Here is a 19855-nt window from a genome sequence, read left to right as displayed (position 1 = left end):
TTCAGTCCAGCCGGATGACCTTCAGCGATTCGATACCCCGGTTGTCGACGATCTTCACCGCGATACTGCGGTTCTCGCCGGGCTCAAAGGACAGCGACCGGGTACCGTGGAGCTGTTCCAGCAGCTCCTCGTTGAGTTCGGCGCGGATATCCTTCCTGAGCTTGTGCCAGCCATCCTTCTTGCCAGCCATGGGGAAGAAGACCTGACGCGGGTAAAGGGAACGGTCATCGTAGTCAGTGTCCAGCTCCCACACGGCAATGTCGCGCTTGCCGCCGGACTTCAGCTCACCCGACTTGGTGTCGAAGTAGTCAAAGCCGTGGACCTCCACCTGAAGCTTGCCGTCCCGGAGTTCCCTCACCTCGACATCCGGCTGGCCCATCAGCCAGAACGACTCGTTGCTGCGGGCATTCTTCTTCAGATCCTCGGTGAGCAGATCCGTGTTCATCTGCACCCGGAGGGCCTGGATCCCCTTGATGCTGTCGATATCCTTGGCCGCCTCCGGATCGAAGGTAAAGGCGCAGAAGACCAGCAACTTTGGCAGCGGGAACAGGTCGCCGGCCTCGTTCTTGGCGATCTCCACCTGGCGCTGCTCCAGGGCGGCATACTCGGGGCCGAAGCTCACCGCGACCCGCTCGCCGGTCTCGGCCAGGGTGCCGACCGCGTGCAGATACTGGGTACCCGGCAAGGTCTCCAGATCCATCAGCTTGAGCTGTTGCCCACCCTTGCCCCGGATCCCCGCCTTCAGCAGTTCCTCTCGCCACAGGACATGACGGGAAGTGGCCCCCGAGCGGGCCACGGCCACATCGGCCTCCGTCGGCTGCTCGGCCTCGTCCAGACCGAGCACCGTGGCAAAGGGTACCGCCTCGACGGTGAACGGACCGGTGATGCGCTGTTTGTTCTTGCTCACCTCGGGTTGGTCATAGAGCACTTCCTGACCGGCATGATTCGCGATGCTCTCGTCCATGCGTTGCTGCATCGTCTGGCGAGCAGCATGAAAGGCCTCGAAGGGGGCTCGAGCGGCCTCGGGCCATGCTTCGGGGAAGTCGAACGGCACTTCCCATTCCAGCAGGGCATTCACCGGCACCTCGTCGCCGGCCGGCAGGGTGATCGTCTCAGTGTCCGGGGCGCTGAAATCGACTGTCTGCCCCTTGCGTCCGCCGCAAGGCACAGAAAAGGCTGGCGCCTTGCCCTTGAGCGCGTGGTTCAGATCCGCCAGCGGCTGCTCGATGGCCGGATGATCGCGCTCGTAGATCTCGTCGATCTCGGGATTGTTGGCGATCGACTTCAGGGTGATGTGCGGCACCGTCTTGTAGATGAAACCACCGCGCAGGCCCTCCTGGGGGTACTTCAACTCGAAGTAGTTATAACTCGCGGTCATCAGCCGCTGCTTCGCCAGGGTGACCGCAACACGGGAGGTATCGCAGGTGATCCAGCGGCGGCCCCACTTCTCGGCCACTTGTGCGGTGGTGCCAGAGCCGCAAGTGGGGTCTAGGATAAGATCGCCGGGGTCGGAGGTCATCAGCAGGCAGCGCTCGACAACCTTTGCGCCCGTTTGAACAACATACAGTTTGTCATCCGCAAAGCCTCCGGAACCAGTGTCGCTCCATTTATCCGTGATCGGCCGAAGCGGAAAGTCATCAAAATATCTTTTATAATAAATACCCGCCCCCGACGACTCTAAACGATCCGCCTTTGAAAGGCTTTCCATGCCAGACACTGTAGTTTTCCATTGACGAGTAGAGGGAGTAGAATAAACCACACCCCTGTAATTATAACCAAATAAGCAACTAGAAACGTTGTTGTTTTGCCCGGTGAGATTATCAATGCGATAACGACCACCATAATCAAACTTTTTATAGTTCCCAAAATCTTCACCGCCCACCACACCCGATTTGCTAGCGTACAACTGACGAAACTTGACGACACTAACGTCCTTTGCATACCAGACGAGGTAATCCTGAGTGACAGGGAAAAGGGTGGCACCGAAGCCAGCTGTTTTCGTCACCGTAATCAGACGACAGAAGTTTTCTGAACCAAAGACTTCGTCCATCAATTCCCGAACGTGATGCAAATTCTCATCCGAAATCTGCACAAAGACCGACCCACTCTCACCTAGCAATTCCCGAGCCAGTAGTAGCCGGTCACGCAGATAGGTCAGGTAGGAGTGAATGCCCAGCTCCCAGGTGTCCCGGAACGCCTTGATCATCTCCGGTTCCTGGGTCAGGTCCTCGTCCTTGCGATCCTTGACGTCGCGCTTGTTGGTGAACGGCTGAAAGTTGGACCCGTACTTGATGCCGTAGGGTGGGTCGATGTAGATCATCTGGACCTGCCCGGCCATGCCCTCTTTCTGCAACATGGAGTTCATCACCAGCAGCGAGTCGCCGGCGATCAGGCGATTCGACCAGTCGCGCTCATGCTTGTAGAAATCGATGGCGTCGCGTAGCGGCAGATTCTCGAACGGAGCGTGGAACAAGTCGGGCTGCAACGTCGGTGCGGCCTTGCCCTTGCTGTCGCGCAGGCGCTTCTGCACGGCGGCGAGGATGGTGGCCGGGTCGATACGCTCGTGGACGTGGAGCGAGACGGTATCGACCTCGAAGCTGGTGCGCTCGGCCTTGCCGGTCCACTGCAGGTAGGGCGCCTGCAAACGTTTCAGTTCTTCCAGAGCGTCCTTCATCTGCGCCTGGTCGCCGGAGGCCAGGGCCTCGTCAATCAGCCGCTCGACCCGGGCACGGGTAGCTGAAGAATCGAACCGCAGCTCCGGATCCAGGTGCGGGTCGTAGCTCCAGACGGCCTCCTCCTCCACCCCGTCGCTGGTGGCATCCACCATGCCGACCGGGGGATTGTTGGCACGCTTCTCGTCGTGGCGATAGGAAAGCACCTGAACCGGTTCATCACCCCGCGAAGGACGCGGTTGACGGTTTTTCCCGCCCGCTTTTTCGGCCCCGGGGGCTGGCTCCGGCCGCGACTCCGGCTGTTCCAGCGTCAGCTCCGGGGCGGGCTTCGCCCCATCCATCCCGTCCTCCGCCTTCAGGGCCGCTTCGGCTTCCGCTACCGACGTTTGCAAATAAACGGAACCGCCACGCCCGCGACCCTTGCCGAGGATGCCCCGCTGCGTCAACTCGGCAATGGCTTGCTCGTAGCTTTCGCCGGGAACCTCGCCCAGCTCGGTGGACAAACGCCGATGCAGTCCGATACGCCCCACTGTGCTGCCATCCGCAGGCACGCGGTGAATGATCTGCCGGCACAGCTCCGCAACGCTCGACTTCATGGTTCTCCCGTCCTTCAGTTGGGTGGACTGCACAGTCAAAGGCCTGCCCCTTCCCTGACTGGCAACGAGGGTACCTTGTCGGGAACGTTCACGCATGGCGATAAGACACGGGAAGCCGCAACCATGGGGCCATGCGCTTCCCGCCGCCTGGGATGGTAAAGTGCGGGCGCAGCGCGGGCCGTAAGTGGCCCGCCCCTCATTCAAACCGCTTAGGTCGCAGGAGCATCATGGCGCAGTACATCTTCACGATGAACGGCGTGGGCAAGATCGTCCCGCCGAAGAAGTACATCCTCAAGGACATCAACCTGAACTTCTTCCCGGGCGCCAAGATCGGCGTGCTGGGTTACAACGGTGCGGGGAAATCCACACTGCTGCGCATCATGGCGGGCGTGGACACCGAGATCGTCGGCGAGGCGCGGCCGCAGCCGGGCATCAATATCGGCTACCTGCCGCAGGAGCCGCAGCTCGACGAGAGCAAGGACGTGCGCGGCAATGTCGAGGAGGCCGTGGCCCCGATCAAGGAGGCGCTGGCCGAGCTGGATCAGGTCTATGCCGCCTATGCCGAGGCCGATGCCGACTTCGATGCCCTGGCCGCCAAGCAGGGCGAGCTGGAGGCGAAGATCGAAGCGGCCGACGGCCACAACCTCGAGCGCAAGCTGGAGGTCGCCGCAGACGCCCTGCGCCTGCCGCCGTGGGATGCCGACGTGAAGACCCTGTCCGGGGGCGAACGCCGCCGCGTGGCCCTGTGCCGCCTGCTGCTGTCCAGCCCGGACATGCTGATCCTCGACGAGCCGACCAACCACCTGGACGCCGAGTCCGTGGCCTGGCTGGAGCGCTTCCTGCAGGAGTTCCAGGGCACCGTGGTCGCCGTCACCCATGACCGCTACTTCCTCGACAACGTGGCCGGCTGGATCCTCGAGCTGGACCGCGGCCAGGGCATCCCGTTCCAGGGCAACTACTCGCAGTGGCTGGAACAGAAGGAAAAGCGCCTGAAGCAGGAAGAAAAGGCCGAGGCCGCCCGCGTTAAGGCCATGGAATCCGAGCTCGAGTGGGTGCGTTCCAACCCGAAGGGCCGCGGCGCCAAGAGCAAGGCGCGCCTGAAGCGCTTCGAGGAGATCGCCTCCACCGACTACCAGAAGCGCTCCGAGACCAAGGAAATCTACATCCCGCCGGGCCCGCGCCTGGGCGACAAGGTGCTGGAGGTGGACGGCCTGTCCAAGAACTTCGGCGACCGCGTGCTCTACCAGAGCCTGTCGTTCTCCGTGCCACGCGGCGCGCTGATCGGCGTGATCGGCCCGAACGGCGTCGGCAAGACCACCCTGTTCCGCATGATCGCCGAACAGGAACAGCCGGACGAAGGCACGATCGAACTGGGCGAGACCGTGCAGCTGGCCTATGTGGACCAGAGCCGCGACGCGCTGCAGGACGAGAAAACCGTCTGGGAGGAGATCTCCAACGGCCAGGACATCATCCAGGTCGGCAATTTCCAGATGCCGTCACGCGCCTACGTCGGCCGCTTCAACTTCAAGGGCACCGACCAGCAGAAACGCATGAAGGAGCTGTCCGGCGGGGAACGCAACCGCGTACACCTGGCCAAGCTGCTCCAGAGCGGTGGCAACTTCCTGCTGCTCGACGAACCGACGAACGATCTGGACGTTGAGACCCTGCGCGCGCTGGAAGAGGCCCTGCTGGACTTCCCCGGCTCCGCGATCGTGATCTCGCATGACCGCTGGTTCCTCGACCGCATCGCCACGCACATCCTCGCGTTCGAGGAGGATGGCAACGTGGTGTTCTTCGACGGCAACTACCAGGAATACGAGGAAGACCGCCACAAGCGCCTGGGCGCTGAGGCCGACCAGCCCCATCGGGTCAAGTACAAGCGACTCGCTTCCTGACGCGAACCCGTCCGGGCGCTCTCCGCGTCCGGACGGTTGGCCTTACAGCCGTTCCAACACACTGCGCGTCACGCGCTCGGCGTAGTCGTTGCGTTTCCAGTGCTCCGGACTCCAGCCGGCCAGAAAACGCTGGAAATCCGCCTGGGCCAGCAGGAACAGCTCGCGCCATTCCTGCTCCAGTGCGTCCAGGTCCACACCCCCTCCGTGCGTGGCGACAACCTCCGAGCGCAGTGCAGCGAAATACCCCTCCAGCAGTTCCTTCTCGAAGCGTTCCTGATCAGCCTCGTCCAGACAGCTGCCGATGAAGTACGCAACGTCCTTCATCCCGCAGCCACCCCCGACATACTGGAAATCCACCGCGGCCACCCGATCGCCACGTTCGCTGAAACAGAAGTTCGCGACCTTGGCATCGCCATGCACCAGCGTCTGAAAGCGCGCCGAACTGAGTCGCTGATCGAGCTTCGGGGCCGCTTCGCGCAGTTGGGGATCAGCGATGGCCGCCCATTCGTCCGGCCGGGTCGCGAGGTGCCAGTAGGTACCCGTAGTCCAGAGTCCCGAGGGCCCGGCACCGAGAAAGGTCGCGTGAAAGGCCGCAAGCCATCCCAGGCAAACGCCGGCCTGCTCCACCGACAGGTCATCGTGCCGAAGCGGAAAACCGGCGGCATCCAGGTCCTCCAGCACAATCAGGTGGGAATCGCCCAGGTCCTGCGCGAGGTGGCATCGCGGGACACGACAGGCGTCGCGGCAGCGCCCCGCCCAGTCGCGATACCAGTGCATCTCGACCTGATAGGAGTGCCGCTTGCGCTCATGCCCCCGCGCCCCTGACCAGCCGCGCGGGTGGCGGCGATTGGCCGGAAACACAATGTGCTTGGCGATAACGGTGGGAACGGACGCCCCCTCCAGACGATAGCGGACGATCTCGCCGTAGCCGCTCCAGAGCGTCTGGACATGCTCAATGGGGATCGCGCGGCGGGCGCCCGTGGCTGCGCATACTGCAGCGGCGACCGCCGCCTGCGATCCGTCGCGGCCTGGCTCAGACACCCGGGTCGTTGCAGGTCGCGGTCAGGCGCCCCTCGACTGGATCCCGCGTCATCCCGGTATCGGAAAACAGCCCCTCGGCGACCAGTTCCGCGCCGTCGATCCGGATCAGGGGTTCGGAGGGACCGTCCGCAGCGGAGAACCACTGATCGCCGGAACGGCTGCGGTTGGCCTCCAGCACCTCGCCCTCCGGCGACATTACATCCCCGATCTGCACGCTGACCGTATGCATCAGCATGCCGCTGACCTCATTGCGCGAGACAAACACCCGCATCGGGCCATCTTCAGTCTCGGCATCGCCAACGAGTGTCTGCAGGTCACCTTCGTCGGACTCGCCTGAGAAATCACAGACCTGAACGTCGAGATCATGGGACTGCCCATCCAGCTCGAGCTGCGCGGTGCCCGCGGCGTGGGCGCTGCCGGCCACGGCGAACACAATGGTGGCAGCCGTCAGGCTCCCGATGCGATTCGGGTTCATGTGTGTCCCCTGCTCTTGATCCGAACCCGACAGTATCCCGGGTTGTACCAACGGGCAAGCCGGGGTTGGCGCTGATGCGTTTGCACCTGCATGCCGGAGCGAATTCTGCCCGCCTCGTCCTCATGCCAGCGGCCGTACCAGTGGAACGGGGGGCGCGACACACAGGACATACGTTCCTTTCGACCGCGATGTGGTCCATATTCAGAGTGGAGGCTGGTTGATCCTCGAGGCGGAGGGCGATGCGAAGATCCTTCGGTAGCGCTATAAGGGGTAGTTCCGGGATCCGGCCCGGCGCTTCTCCTTGCCGGAACCGGTCCCGGAGAACAGCCCGTGCAGCCTGAACGGACCGCCACCTGCCGCTTGCAGTTGCACGCCGGCTTCACACTGGATGATGCCGCGCGCGTGACCCCCTACCTGGCCCGGCTGGGCGTATCGCATCTCTACCTTTCTCCGATCCTGCAGGCGGTGCACGGCAGCACCCATGGCTATGACGTGGTCGACCCCTCGCGGGTGAACGACGAGCTCGGCGGTGAGCCGGCGCGCCAGCGCCTGTGCGCGGCACTGGAGCAGGCCGGTATGGGCCTGGTGCTGGACATCGTACCGAACCACATGGCGGTGGCCGGAGCCCAGAACCCGTGGTGGTGGAATGTACTGGAGAATGGCCCCTCCAGCCCGTTTGCGATGTATTTCGATGTGGACTGGGAATCATCGGAGGAGCGCTGGCCGAACAAGGTGCTCCTGCCGGTGCTGGGCGATCATTACGGGCGCATCCTGGAGGCTGGCGAGATCCGTCTCCAGTATGGCGACGGCCTGTTCGAGCTCGCCTGTCACGAACACCGCTTCCCGCTGGACCCGTCCTCGCTGAACGACCTGCTCCACCGCGCGTACCGCGCCACGGGTATCGAATTGCTGGGCTTTCTCGCGGAGTCTTGCGCGCGCCTGCCGCAGCCATGGCTGACCGCCCGCGACGCGGCGTCTCGGCGCCATCGGGATCAGGACGTCATCCGTCAACTCCTCGACAACACCACCCGGCAGGATCCGGCGGCCGCCGCGGCCATCGAGGCCGAGGTGGAACAGATCAATACGCGGCCCGATGCCCTGGATGCACTGATCGAGAAACAGAACTACCGCCTGGCCTGGTGGCGTACCGCCGGACGCGATCTCGGTTATCGGCGGTTCTTCGACATCAACGACCTGGCCGGCCTGCGCCAGGAGCAGGAAGAGGTCTTCGAGGCAGTACATGCACTACCGCTCCGCTGGGTAGAGGAAGGCTCGGTGCATGGCCTGCGGATCGACCACCCCGACGGCATGCGCGACCCGGGGCAGTACTTCAGTCAGCTGAGCCGGGCCTGCCCGGGCGCCTGGATCGTCGCCGAAAAGATCCTCGAGCCCGGCGAACAGCTGTCCGGAGACTGGCCGATCGCCGGCACCACCGGCTACGACTTTCTCAACCGCGTACAGGGGCTGTTCGTGGACCCGGCGGGCGAGGCCCCGCTGACGCGGCTGTTCGAGGAACTCACCGGCGAGCACGCCGACTACGCCGGGCTGGTCTACGAGTCCAAGCGGCAGGTACTGAAGGACCTGCTCGGCAGCGAGCTGAACCGGCTGAGTTCGCTGTTCGTGGACATCTGCGAACTGCACCGCCGACACCGCGACTATACGCGCCACGAGCTGCACCTGGCCCTGCTGGAGACAGCCTCCTGCTTCCCCGTCTACCGCACCTACGTGAGCCCGCGTGAAGGCTCAGTGGCGGCGACCGACGTCGACTATGTAGACGCCGCGATCCACCAGGCGGGCGAACGCCGTCCGGAGCTGGACAGCGAGCTGCTGCAGTTCCTGCGCGACCTGCTCCTGCTGCGCATCCCCGGCGAGCGCGAGAACGAACTCGCCCTGCGCTTCCAGCAGTTGACCGGGCCGGCGATGGCCAAGGGGGTCGAGGACACCGCGCTGTACCGCTTCCACCGCCTGACAGCGCTCAACGAGGTCGGTGGCGACCCGGAACGTTTCGGCATATCGGTCGATGCATTCCACGAGGCCTGCGCCCTGGTACACGCGCGTCACCCGGAGACCATGCTCACCACCTCCACCCACGACACCAAACGCAGTGAAGACGTGCGCGCGCGCCTGGTACTGCTCTCCGAGATCCCGGTTGCGTGGGCAAAAGCCACGCGCAGCTGGATGCGACACAACGCCCGCTACCGCAGCGGCGATTGGCCGGAACCGGCCACCGAATACCTGTTCTACCAGACGCTGGTCGGCGCCTGGCCGATCGATGCCGAGCGCATGACCGCCTACATGGAAAAGGCCGCGCGCGAGGCCAAGCAGTACAGCAGCTGGACCCACCCCCAGGAGGACTACGAGCAGGCATTGCGCGACTTCGTGAGCGGGACGCTGGAGGATGCAGGATTTCGCAACGCGCTGGAGTCGTTCCTGCAGCCCCTGGTCGGCCCCGGCCGCACCAACAGCCTGGCCCAGACCCTGATCAAGCTCACCGCGCCAGGGGTTCCCGACATCTACCAGGGCAGCGAGCTGTGGGACCTGAGCCTGGTCGATCCGGACAACCGCCGCCCGGTGGACTTCGTGACCCGGGCCCGACTGCTGGAGGAGCTCGGTCACCTGACCCCGACGCAGATCAGTGCCCGTGCCGACGAGGGCCTGCCCAAGCAGTGGGTGGTGCACCAGGCGCTGACCCTGCGCCACCGCCATCCGGAATGGTTCCGGCCGGATGCGGCCTACACCCCGCTGCGGGTCACCGGCGAGCGCGCCGGGCATGCAGTGGCCTACCTGCGCGGGGAAGGCGCGCTGGTGCTGGTGCCGCGCCTGGTGCTCGGGCTGGGGGGCGACTGGCGCGACACCCGGCTCGGGCTGCCGCCCGGCGTCTGGCACAACCGCCTCTCGGGCGAGACCTTCGAGGGCGGCGACCGGTTGGTGGCCGAGCTCCTCGATGCGTTTCCGGTGGCACTGCTCGAACGCGAGGAAGAGACCGCATGACCCGCGTACGCGTCTGGGCCCCGCAGGCGAACCAGGTCGAGCTCGAGTGCGGCGGCAGCCGCATGCCGATGGACCGCCAGGGCGAGGGCTGGTGGTCGCTGCAGACCTCGCGGCTGGTGCATGGCAGCGACTACGCCTTTCGCGTCGACGGCAACGGGCCGTTCCCCGACCCGCGTTCCGCCTGGCAGCCGCAGGGGGTGCACGGCCCGTCGCGCTGGCTGGACCATTCCCGCTTCGTCTGGAACGATGCCGGCTGGCAGGCGCCGCCGCTGGCCGCGGCGGTGATCCAGGAGATCCACGTCGGCACCTTCACCCCGGAGGGCAGCTTCGACGGCGTGATCGACCGCCTCGGCCATCTGGCCGAACTCGGCATCACCCACCTGGAGCTGATGCCGGTGGCCGCGTTTCCCGGCGCCCGCGGCTGGGGCTACGACGGGGTCGACCTGTATGCCCCGCACCATGCCTACGGGGGTCCCGACGGCCTGAAACGCCTGGTCGACGCCTGCCACCGCCGCGGCATCGCGGTGCTGCTGGACGTGGTCTATAACCACCTCGGGCCGGACGGCAACTACCTGGCGCAGTTCAGCCCCTACTTCACCGACCGCTACCACACCCCGTGGGGCGACGCGGTCAACCTCGACGGCGCGGACAGCGACAGCGTGCGCCGGTTCTTCATCGACAATGCCCTGATGTGGCTGCGCGACTATCACATCGACGGCCTGCGCATCGACGCGGTGCACGCGATCGTCGACACCTCGGCCACCCATTTCCTCGAGCAGCTCGCCGGCGAGGTGCAGCGCCTCGGGCGGCAGCTCGGCCGGCACCTGGTGGTGATCGCCGAGAACGACCGCAACGACCCGCGCGTGGCGTGGCCGGTCGAGGCCGGCGGCTACGGGCTGGACGCCCAGTGGAACGAGGATTTCCATCACGCGCTGCACACCGCACTGACCGGCGAGTCCGACGGCTACTACATGGACTTTCGCGGGCTGGCCGACCTGGCCCGGGTGCTGACCCGCGGCCTCGCCAACGACGGCCGCTATTCGCCCTTCCGCCGCCGGCGGCACGGCCGCCCCGCGGCGGACCAGCCGGGACGGCGCTTCGTCGGTTGCCTGCAGAACCACGACCAGATCGGCAACCGCGCCAACGGAGAACGCATCAGCGAACTGGTCTCCCCCGGCCTGCTCAAGGTCGGAGCGGCCCTGGTCATGACCAGCCCCTTCGTACCAATGCTGTTCCAGGGCGAAGAATGGGGCGCCTCGAGCCACTTTCTGTACTTCACGGATCACACCGACCCGGAACTGGGCCAGGCAGTCACCGAGGGTCGGCGGCGCGAGTTCGCCGCCTTCGTCGGGGATCCGGGCGACATCCCGGACCCGCAGGCCCACGAGACCTTCGAACGATCGAGACTGGACTGGGACGAACGCGAACAGCCTCGACATGCCGCGATCCTGCGCTGGTACCAGGCGCTGATCGCCCTGCGCCGCACCCACCCGGCCTTCAGCGATGATCGCCTGGATGCCATCGACGCATACTTCGACGAGACAGCCCGATGGTTCGTGATGCACCGGCCGGGACTGCTGGTCGCGTGCAACCTGCACCCCGATGCGCAACGCCTGGCATGCCCCGGGACCGCACGATCACGCCTGCTGCTGCGATCCGAAGCGGAGATCGTGATCGGGCAGGAGAACCTGGACCTGCCCGGCGCCTCCGTCGTGATTATGGAACCGGGCGATCCGCCCGGTATGTCTTGCCAACATCCCATGTCGAGGGAGTGAGCCCGTGACGGTATCCGACCGCCCCATATCCCGTGTCGAGGGCTACCTGCCCATCGAAGAACACGGCCTGATAGGCAATTGCACGACTGCCGCCCTGGTGGGGCGCGACGGGTCCATCCCCTGGATGTGCGTGCCCCGCTTCGATTCCGAGCCCCTGTTCTGCGCTCTGCTCGATCACCAGCGAGGCGGTGACTTCACCGTGGCCCCGGAGCCCCTGGTCGCCTCGCACCAGCGCTATATGCCCGACACTGCGGTCCTGATCACGGAGATGACCGGCCCCGAAGGACGCATCCGGGTCACTGATTGTCTGCCCCTGCGCGCCGGGGCCGACTTGTCCGAGGATGCGCCGGCAGGGCGCAACGAACTGCTCCGGCGGATCGAGGTGCTGGAAGGCCGCGTGCGCCTGCGGGTCAGGATCGCACCCAGGGGAGGTGCGAAGGCGTATCCACACGGTGCCGGCCTGGGCCTGTCGCTGTACCGCCAGCCGGAACTGGAGCTGTCGCTGAGCTCGTCGCTGCCCTTGGAGGACACCGACAGCGAACACGAACTCGAGGCCGGAGACCAGCACTACCTGATCCTGGGCTGGGGCCCGCACACGCACCGTTTCCAGGCCCGCACACCCGAGGAACTGCTCGAGGCCACGCTGGAGGTCTGGCGGCGCTGGATGACCCATTTCCACTATGAAGGCCCCTGCGAGGACCTCGTCCGGCGCTCGGCCGTCACGCTCAAGTTGATGGACTACACCGCGACCGGAGCGATGATCGCCGCGCCGACCTCGTCCCTGCCGGAAGCAATAGGCGGCCCGCGCAACTGGGATTACCGCTACGCATGGATACGCGATGCGGCATTTTCCGTGTATGCCATGAGCGATATCGGCATGACCCACGAGGCCGCGGGCTTTATCGGCTGGGCCCTGGACGCGGTGGATCGCGCGGGCTGGCCACGGGTGCTGTATGACGTAGACGGGCACCTGCCGCAGCCGGAGCGAATCGATCCCGAACTGGAGGGCTACCGAGGCTCAGCGCCTGTACGCTGGGGCAACGGTGCGGTGGAGCAGCGCCAGCACGACGTATTCGGAGAGATCCTCGATTGCGCCTATCGGTGGGAGCGCTGGGGCGGGACGCTGGATGAGCACCTGTGGAGCCGCCTGCGGCGACTGGTCGAAGCCGCCGAGAAGGAGTGGAAGAACCCCGATCATGGCATCTGGGAAGTCCGCACCGCCGGCCGTCCCTTTACCTACTCCGCCGCCCTGTGTGCGGTCGCCCTGGAGCGTGGAGCGGCCCTGGCCGATAACAATGGCATGGCAGGCAACAGCGACCTGTGGCGTTCCGAGGCGGGACAAATCCGCAAGGCAATCCTGGACCAGGCCTGGGACCCCGAGCTTCGGAGTCTCACCGAGCACCTGGGCGGCGGTGGCATCGACGCGAGCCTGCTGGCCCTGCCGGGACGCGGTGTAATCCCGGCCGATCACCCGAAGATGATCGCCACCACAGAGGCCGTTATCCGGCGCCTGGGCGCGGGCAACGGCCTGCTGTACCGCTATCTTCCGGAAGAGTCCCCGGACGGTCTGCCCGGGCACGAGGGTGCATTTGTCCTGTGCAGCTTCTGGCTGGTCGACAACCTGCTGGGACAGGGCCGCCTGGAAGAAGCCCAGGCCCTGTACGACTCGCTGTGCGCCCGCACCAATCCCCTCGGCCTGCTCCCCGAACAGATTGACCCGGCCACCGGCGCCTTCCTCGGCAATTTCCCGCAGGCATTCAGTCATGTAGGGCTGATCTCGAGCGGTATCAAGCTCGCTCGGGCCCTGCAACAAGACCGCTAAACCCGGGAATCAGGGGATCCAGCCCGAACGCGGTCCGGGCGGCTCCGCACCCTGTTCAGGCGGTCGGCATCATCGACGAGTGATGGTGCACGATCAGCCACTTGCCGTCGCGGTTCTCGTAGACGAAGGTGTAGCGCGCGGGGACTTCCTGCGTCTCGTTGCCGTCGGTCACGCGGAAGGTATAGGTGCCGGCGTCGGTCAGCTTGTTGCAGCCGAGCTTCACGTTGCGCGTGTTGATGGTGCCGAAGGGCTTCTTCTCGAGGAAATGCTCGAAGTAGTCCTGGATCTCGGCGTGATTGGTACGCGGGACGTTCGACACGGTCGGCAGCAGCACCGCGTCATTGGCGTACAGCTCGGTCACACGACGGGCATCGCCCGTCTGCAGGGCTTCATTCCAGGCGTCGAACAACTCCTCGGCCAGACGGCGCGTGGCGGGTGCGCAGACCACGCAGCTCTCGTTCGGCGGGGTATCGATCGCGGCGGCGAGCATATCGCTGCCCGTCCCGGTCACCGGGTGATGCTGGTCGCGGTGCGAGGCGCTCAGGCTCAGCCGCGAACGCGGGGCCTCGTCGGCGTTGATGAACTGGGTACCGCTGATACGCGGACGGGTCACGGTGCTCACTGCGCGTTCTCCCACTCGGGCCGATGGCGGCCGGGTAAAACGTGAATTTTAAAGAAAGCGCTGAATAAAGCCATCCCGGCTTTCTCAGCGCACGCGGCGCTGCATCGTCTTGCATCTCTTTGCACGGGCAAAGGGGTTTGCAGCTTGCTCCGGAATCAACCGCCTACGGCGGTCGATTCCGGCGGCACGTCCCTGTGCCGCAGGGAAACGCCGATCAATCAGCGTTTCCCAAGGGACCCCTCAGGGCCTGTCATGGCCGCCACTCAGCCGGCCTGGGCCTTGAACGCGGCCAGCAGGTCCTCGACCTGCCCGCGCACCCGGGCCTCGTCCTGGATGGCGAAGTCGAGAAAGGTCTGGGCGACGACGGACAGGACCTTCTTCTTCGGGTAGACGATGTGCCACTGGCGATGGATCGGGAAGTGCTCGACATCCAGCAGCGCCACCGGGCCCTCGGCCCCCTCGGCACTCAGGGTGTGCAGCGACAGCACGGCAATCCCCAGACCACCGATCACCGCCTGCTTGATCGCCTCGTTACTGCCCAGTTCCATGCGCACGGGCGGGCTGATCCCGTGCTCCTGGAACAGCTTGAGCGTCGCCTCGCGGATACCCGAGCCGGGTTCGCGCATCAGGAACGTCTCCTGCTCCAGCTCCTTGAGCGGGATATTGCGCCGGCCGACCAGCGGGTGGTCGCGGCTGGCCATCACCACCAGCGGATTGGGCGCGAACGGGTGCACCGCGACATCAGTCAGCCGCTCGGGGACATGCCCAATGATGTAGAGGTCGTCGTCGTTGTTCGACAGCCGCTCCAGCACCCGGTCAAAGTTGCTGACCTCCAGCGACAGCTCGATATCGGGATACCGCCGGGCGAACTGACCGAGGATGCTGGGCGCGAAGTACTGCGCCGTGGTGATCACCGCGAGACGCAGACGCCCGCGCTTGAGGCCGTGCATCTCGGCCAGCTTCATCTCGAGGTTGGTCAGCGCGCCGAGCATCTCGCGGCAGGTGTCGTACAGCAGCAGCCCGACCTCGGTCGGGAAGGCCTTGCGCCCCACGTATTCAAACAGCGGGAGCCCCAGTGCCGTGGAGAGCTTCTTGATCTGGATCGAGACGGTCGGCTGGGTCAGATGCAGCTCTTCCGCCGCGCGGGTAAAGCTCCCCAGGCGCACGATCGCCTCGAACACCTGCAGCTGACGCAGCGTGGCATGCCGGATCAGGTGCGCCGGCAGCTCCGACTTGAGCATCACCTGCGGGAGACCGGACTCCTTTGGCGTAGGGGACTGAGTCATACGCGACGTATCGTTTACCGCGTGAGACCCGCGTACAGCATCGGCAGCTTCTCCGGCAGCCGGTCGATCTGGTCCAGCACCATGAAGTGCTGGGCCCCGAAGATGCGCTCGACGTACTCGTCGGCGTTCGGATCCAGGCTCATGCAGAAGGTGTACACCCCCTTGCGCCCAACCTCCTCCACCGCCCGCTTCGCATCCTGACGCAGGTACTGCGGGTCGCGCACATCGGTATCCGCCGGCTCGCCGTCGGTGATGATCAGCAACAGCTTCTTCGCCGTGCCCTGGTTGTGCAGCTGCTGGCCGGCGTGGCGAATGGCCGCCCCCATGCGGGTGGAGAGCTGGCCCTGCATCCCGGCGAGGCGGGCCTTCGCGGTATCGTCGAACGGGGCGTCGAAATCCTTGAAGCGGTAGTACTCGACGTCGTGGCGCCCGTCGGAGGCGAAGCCATGGATCGCGAACGGGTCGCCAATGCGCGAGATCGCGCCGGACAGCAGCGTGGCCGCTTCGCGCGCCAGTTGCACCACGGTTGTCTCGCCGTCGCCGATCGTCTCGTTGGTCGACTCCGACAGATCCAGCAGCACCAGCACGGAGAGATCGCGCACATGACGCAGATTGCGCACATAGATGCGCTCGTCGGGCTGGCGCCGCATGCGGACGTCAATCTGGGCCTCGACCAGCGCGTTCACGTCCAGCTCGTCGCCCTCCGGCTGCTTGCGCATGCGCTGAACGCCCTGGGGCTGCATCGCCTCGATCAGGAATTTCAGGCGCGAGACCAGCGGCTTGTGCTTGTCGTAGATGGCCTCGATTTCCTCGATGTCGCCCTTCTTCGGGCGCCGCTCCAGCAGTGTGACCCAGTGCGGCCGCTCCAGCTGCATCTGGTAGTCCCACTCGTGATAGTGGAACGGCAGCGAGATCGGCTCCTTGCCCTCCTGCTGGTTGATGCTTTCGTTTTCGCCGTCGCGGAACCACTCGGTCGCCAGCACCAGGATCTGCTGGGCGTCGTCGCCGGCGTTCGGCACGTCCAACGTATTGATCATCTGCATCGGGGTGACGTAGAAACGCTCCTGCCCGGAGCCATGCGCGGCCAGGACCTCCGCCTCTTCCTCTTCGCGCCCGAAGTTCCAGAGATAGCGGTTGTCGTCGCGATAGAGGACATCCGGCGCGACCTTGGCCGGGTTCATGTAGCCCTGCTCGGGAAACTCGGGTGCCAGCACCTCGGCCAGCTCGCGGGCCAGCCCTGCGGCCTCAAGGTCGTCCACGCGTTCCGCAAACGCGCTCACCGCCTTCTGCACGAATGCATGCGGGTCGTGGTATTGCGGATCGAGCAAGGCGCGCGCGGTGCGCGCCAGCACTGCCTGCGCCGTGTCCCCATCCTCCGCCGTGGCGGTATGCAGCGGGACCCAGATCTGGCGCAGGCCCGGGAACGCCGCGATCGCCAGGGCCTCAATACGCGCGTCCTCGAACAGCTCGGTCAGGATGCCGACCACGCCCCGAGGCCCCTCGTCCGGCTGCATCTCGCGGGTATGCACCACATGGGATGCCGCGTGCGCGGCCGCCGCGCGATACAGATCCAGCCCGGTGAGGCCCTCGACATCGTCGTAGGCGTCCGGCAGGAAGATCGTGAAGCCCTCGATGTAGGGGCGATACCCCTCGCGCGACTCGAAGTCGCCACTGGTCGGGCGCATGAAGAAATCGCGTGCCCACAGCGAGCGCAAGTAGAGGTTGATACGCCGCTGCACGTCCACGAACAGGGTGCCGCGGCGCTCCTTCTGGAACACCGAGCGTGACTCCGGCGACTCCAGACCGAAGTAGGCAATCTGGCCCTCCAGGTCCGTGCGGTGCGCCTGCGCGCCCCACGTCGCCCAGCGCCGAAGACCGCCCAGCGTCAGGTGGGTCAGCAGCTCATCCAGGTGTTCCAGCATCGGCCGCACACCACGCGGCGCCTGCCCCAGCAGGTTATCCAGCAGGCGCAGATACCCCTCGAACAGCGAATAGTCGCCAAGCCGCTGGGCCGCGACCGGGCTAGTCTCGATCACCAGGGTGATGACCGCCGCGGAGGTCTTGGAGTACATCTTGATCGCGGAACCGAGCAGTTCCGCAACGGCATCCTCGCCCAGTTCCTGGGCCAGTGCAGGCGCCTCCTGCACGAAGGCCACGACCATCTCGGAACCGCGCCCCAGGGCCTGGAGACTGCGGGCCCCTTCAAGGTAGTAACGCTTAAGCCCACTGGCGCTGAAGGCACGGCTGGCCTCCTGCCAGGAACTTTCCAGCACCTCGGTGGCGTGGTTTCCCAGATCGTCGAGGAGGTCCTGGTAGTCCTCCAGATGAACGCTCATCGGTACGGGTACGCCGCGCGGTGCGCTAGAAGAACGTGGTGACGGCCGAATCCAGCGCGTCGCGCATGTCCGGATCGTCGGTGATCGGCCGCACGAGCGCCATGCGGCAGGCGCCTAGCGGCTCCACGCCCTTGGCGATCAGCGAGGCGGCGTAGACCAGCATGCGGGTGGAGATGCCCTCGTCCAGGCCATGGCCCTTCAGGTTGCGCGCGCGCTCGGCCACGCTGACCAGCTTGCCGGCCATCTCCTCGTTGATCTTGCCCTCGTGAGCGACGATCTTCGCCTCGGTCTCGTGATCCGGGTAGTCGAAATCCAGCGCGCCGAAGCGCTGCTTGGTCGACTGCTTCAGATCCTTCATCAGGCTCTGATAACCCGGGTTGTAGGAAATGACGACCTGGAAATCCGCGTGCGCCTGGACCATCTCGCCCTTCTTTTCCAGCGGCAGCACGCGGCGATTGTCGGTCAACGGGTGGATCACTACCGTGGTGTCCTGCCGGGCCTCGACAATCTCGTCGAGGTAGCAGATCGCCCCGTGGCGCGCGGCCAGGGTCAACGGACCGTCCTGCCAGCGCGTGCCATCGGCATCGAGCAGATAACGCCCGACCAGATCGGAAGCCGTCATGTCCTCGTTACAGGCGACCGTAATCAGCGGCTTGCCGAGCTTCCAGGCCATGTGCTCGACGAAGCGGGTCTTCCCGCAGCCCGTCGGCCCCTTCAGCATCATCGGCATGCGCACCGAATACGCCGCCTCGTACAGCTCGATCTCGTCCGCGACCGGCTGGTAATACGGCTCTTCCGTGATCAGGTGATCGCGCAGATCGTCTTGCATTGCCCAGACTCCTCAATCAAAAAAGGCCGGGGGACGGGATGCCCAGCACCCCGCCCAGCCCCGGCCCCGAAACGCCCTGACTCAGTCCGGCCAGATACGATTCGGGTGCAGGTTCTTCCACGGCTCGTCGGCCGTCGCCTTCGCCTTGCCCGGATTGAGCTCGGCGGTGGTGCGACCTCCGCGGCTGGCGCCAGAGCCGCTGGACTTCTTGGCCGCCGGCTTCGTGGCGGACGTCTTGCGTGTGGCCTGTGCGGCCGGCTTTTTGGCCGGGGCCTTGCGCTTGGTCGTAGAGGCCTTGCGGGTCGCCGTCTTGCGCGCCGTGCTTTTGGGCGTCGCGGCCTTTTTCGTTGCGGCTGCCTTGGTGCTGGCCGCCTGATGCGTTTGCGCGCTCGCAGGGGTCGTGCTGGTGTCTTTCTTCAGCGCGTTATCCGACGCAGCATTGCTGTCCTTGTTCTGGTCTTCCCGGGCGCTGCGCACACCGGCCGCCAGCTTGTCTTGCAGATTGCTCATTGCGACACCTCCTCGATGATGGCTTCGATCTCCTCGGCCGCCGGTTCGCCCGGTTTGCCCAGGTCGTACACGGAACAGCCTTCCAGCGCGGAACGCCGGTAGATGGCCCGCCGGCGGAGCGACTGCTCCAGGGCGGGGATGTCGATCTCCATCAGTGCATGCTTCATCGCACGCGACAGCGCACTGCGGACCTCGAGCTGGTTGATCACGACATAGGGGCGCAGCGACCGGTTCTTCATCTGCGCCTCCTCCAGACCGCGCCCCATCCGCACACTGCCCCAAAGATCAACGGGGGATGGCAGAACAGGGATCAACACGACATCCGAGCCCGCGAGCGCGGCAGTCACCGCACCACCCTCCAGGGTCGGCGGGCAGTCCACCACGATGTGATCGTAATCCTTGCGCAGCGCCTTGAGTTCGCGATCCAGCGGACCCGCGACGGCGAACACGGAGGCCGGAAAGGGACGGTCGTCCGAGGACATGCGCGCCCACTGGCCGGCCGATCCCTGCGGATCCGCATCGACCACCAGGGTGCGTCCTCGGCGCGCCAGACCGGCGGCGAGGTTCATGGAGAGGGTGGTCTTGCCGGTACCCCCCTTCTGATTGACTACCGCGAATACCCGGGAACCCACGTATCAGCCTCCTAGGGCCAGGAACCGGACGGGTCCAGTTCGTGGACTCTGACGTGATGGTCGGTCAGCCAGTCGTTTCGCTGGCCAGCCGATCCACCTCTTGCGCGAAACGCTGATCCGCCTCGCCAATCCGGTCGCCGTCGCGCGCATCAATGGTGATGTTCACATACGTCGTACCGAAACTGATATTGGGATGATAGCCATCCTCCTCCGACAACTCGGCTACCCGATCGAGAAACTCGCGCGTGATGCCGTAACGGTCGAAGGTGAACTGCTTGCTGATGGTCGCCGAGGAGCCCTTGCCCGGCTCCCAGCCGGCCGGCACCACGAGATCGCTATCCGCCATGTACTACTCCAGAACGTTGGACAGGCG

General features: G+C 65.4%; 14 protein-coding genes. 4 read left to right on the top strand and 10 right to left on the bottom strand.

What is annotated here, in order from left to right:
- Position 1: 1 nt before the first annotated feature.
- Positions 2 to 3268: a site-specific DNA-methyltransferase gene (locus tag F467_RS0106765; RefSeq protein ID WP_018138833.1), complete on the bottom strand. Its 3267-nt coding sequence runs from the start codon at positions 3266 to 3268 to the stop codon at positions 2 to 4.
- 227 nt (positions 3269 to 3495) lie between these two features.
- Here F467_RS0106765 and ettA point away from each other — a divergent pair, with 227 nt between their 5' ends.
- Entirely contained in the window at positions 3496 to 5163 is a 1668-nt protein-coding gene (gene ettA / locus F467_RS0106760; protein WP_018138834.1) for an energy-dependent translational throttle protein EttA, read from the top strand.
- A 42-nt stretch (positions 5164 to 5205) separates the two neighbouring features.
- Here ettA and F467_RS0106755 read toward each other — a convergent pair whose 3' ends face one another.
- Together F467_RS0106755 and F467_RS0106750 are read right to left on the bottom strand one after the other, a co-directional pair.
- A complete protein-coding gene (locus F467_RS0106755; RefSeq protein WP_018138835.1) occupies positions 5206 to 6204 on the bottom strand; it encodes a phosphotransferase in 999 nt (332 codons plus the stop codon).
- On the bottom strand, positions 6197 to 6679 hold the full coding sequence (locus F467_RS0106750; protein WP_018138836.1) for a hypothetical protein: 483 nt from the start codon (positions 6677 to 6679) through the stop codon (positions 6197 to 6199). Before F467_RS0106750 ends, F467_RS0106755 begins: the two co-directional genes overlap by 8 nt.
- 330 nt (positions 6680 to 7009) lie before the next feature.
- Between F467_RS0106750 and treY the strand changes: the two genes are divergently transcribed.
- From treY to F467_RS0106735, 3 genes are read left to right on the top strand one after another with little or no spacing between them, the layout of a single operon-like run.
- The gene (gene treY / locus F467_RS0106745; RefSeq protein WP_018138837.1) at positions 7010 to 9670 is read left to right on the top strand and encodes a malto-oligosyltrehalose synthase; all 2661 of its coding nucleotides are present in this window, start codon (positions 7010 to 7012) and stop codon (positions 9668 to 9670) included.
- Positions 9667 to 11445 carry a malto-oligosyltrehalose trehalohydrolase gene (gene treZ, locus F467_RS0106740; protein WP_018138838.1) on the top strand — a complete coding sequence of 593 codons (1779 nt, stop codon included), beginning with the start codon at positions 9667 to 9669 and terminating at the stop codon, positions 11443 to 11445. The genes treY and treZ overlap by 4 nt, the downstream gene beginning before the upstream one ends.
- A 4-nt stretch (positions 11446 to 11449) precedes the next feature.
- The gene (locus F467_RS0106735) at positions 11450 to 13267 is read left to right on the top strand and encodes a glycoside hydrolase family 15 protein (RefSeq protein WP_018138839.1); all 1818 of its coding nucleotides are present in this window, start codon (positions 11450 to 11452) and stop codon (positions 13265 to 13267) included.
- Between the two features lie 55 nt (positions 13268 to 13322).
- Here the strand turns inward: F467_RS0106735 and F467_RS0106730 are convergent, their stop codons facing one another.
- From F467_RS0106730 to F467_RS0106700, 7 genes are all read right to left on the bottom strand, one after another.
- Positions 13323 to 13889, bottom strand: coding sequence for an SgcJ/EcaC family oxidoreductase (locus tag F467_RS0106730; RefSeq protein ID WP_018138840.1), 567 nt, complete (start codon positions 13887 to 13889; stop codon positions 13323 to 13325).
- A 263-nt stretch (positions 13890 to 14152) separates the two neighbouring features.
- Positions 14153 to 15130 carry a LysR family transcriptional regulator gene (locus tag F467_RS0106725; protein WP_018138841.1) on the bottom strand — a complete coding sequence of 326 codons (978 nt, stop codon included), beginning with the start codon at positions 15128 to 15130 and terminating at the stop codon, positions 14153 to 14155.
- 59 nt (positions 15131 to 15189) lie between these two features.
- Positions 15190 to 17511 (bottom strand): nitric oxide reductase activation protein NorD, encoded by a 2322-nt coding sequence (locus tag F467_RS0106720; protein ID WP_018138842.1) that lies wholly within the window; start codon positions 17509 to 17511, stop codon positions 15190 to 15192.
- 25 nt (positions 17512 to 17536) lie between these two features.
- On the bottom strand, positions 17537 to 18340 hold the full coding sequence (locus F467_RS0106715; protein ID WP_018138843.1) for a CbbQ/NirQ/NorQ/GpvN family protein: 804 nt from the start codon (positions 18338 to 18340) through the stop codon (positions 17537 to 17539).
- Positions 18341 to 18421: 81 nt separating this feature from the next.
- Positions 18422 to 18850 (bottom strand): hypothetical protein, encoded by a 429-nt coding sequence (locus F467_RS0106710; RefSeq protein ID WP_018138844.1) that lies wholly within the window; start codon positions 18848 to 18850, stop codon positions 18422 to 18424.
- Complete coding sequence (parA, locus tag F467_RS0106705) at positions 18847 to 19482, bottom strand: ParA family partition ATPase (RefSeq protein ID WP_018138845.1); 636 nt, start codon at positions 19480 to 19482, stop codon at positions 18847 to 18849. Before parA ends, F467_RS0106710 begins: the two co-directional genes overlap by 4 nt.
- 64 nt (positions 19483 to 19546) lie before the next feature.
- The gene (locus F467_RS0106700) at positions 19547 to 19828 is read right to left on the bottom strand and encodes a 4a-hydroxytetrahydrobiopterin dehydratase (RefSeq protein ID WP_012982279.1); all 282 of its coding nucleotides are present in this window, start codon (positions 19826 to 19828) and stop codon (positions 19547 to 19549) included.
- Positions 19829 to 19855 lie beyond the last annotated feature (27 nt).

The organism is Thioalkalivibrio sp. ALJ12 (genome assembly GCF_000378305.1).
GTDB lineage: Bacteria > Pseudomonadota > Gammaproteobacteria > Ectothiorhodospirales > Ectothiorhodospiraceae > Thioalkalivibrio.
Note: the sequence above shows the minus strand (reverse complement) of the source record. Positions and strands in the feature narration are given on the sequence as shown.

Bases quoted from the DNA above. Each gene is read 5' to 3' on its own strand.
- F467_RS0106765 (WP_018138833.1), bottom strand. From the start codon at position 3,268: ATGAAGTCGAGCGTTGCGGAGCTGTGCCGGCAGATCATTCACCGCGTG.
- ettA (WP_018138834.1), top strand. From the start codon at position 3,496: ATGGCGCAGTACATCTTCACGATGAACGGCGTGGGCAAGATCGTCCCG.
- F467_RS0106750 (WP_018138836.1), bottom strand. From the start codon at position 6,679: ATGAACCCGAATCGCATCGGGAGCCTGACGGCTGCCACCATTGTGTTC.
- treZ (WP_018138838.1), top strand. From the start codon at position 9,667: ATGACCCGCGTACGCGTCTGGGCCCCGCAGGCGAACCAGGTCGAGCTC.
- F467_RS0106725 (WP_018138841.1), bottom strand. From the start codon at position 15,130: ATGCTCAAGTCGGAGCTGCCGGCGCACCTGATCCGGCATGCCACGCTG.
- F467_RS0106720 (WP_018138842.1), bottom strand. From the start codon at position 17,511: ATGAGCGTTCATCTGGAGGACTACCAGGACCTCCTCGACGATCTGGGA.
- F467_RS0106715 (WP_018138843.1), bottom strand. From the start codon at position 18,340: ATGCAAGACGATCTGCGCGATCACCTGATCACGGAAGAGCCGTATTAC.
- F467_RS0106710 (WP_018138844.1), bottom strand. From the start codon at position 18,850: ATGAGCAATCTGCAAGACAAGCTGGCGGCCGGTGTGCGCAGCGCCCGG.
- F467_RS0106700 (WP_012982279.1), bottom strand. From the start codon at position 19,828: ATGGCGGATAGCGATCTCGTGGTGCCGGCCGGCTGGGAGCCGGGCAAG.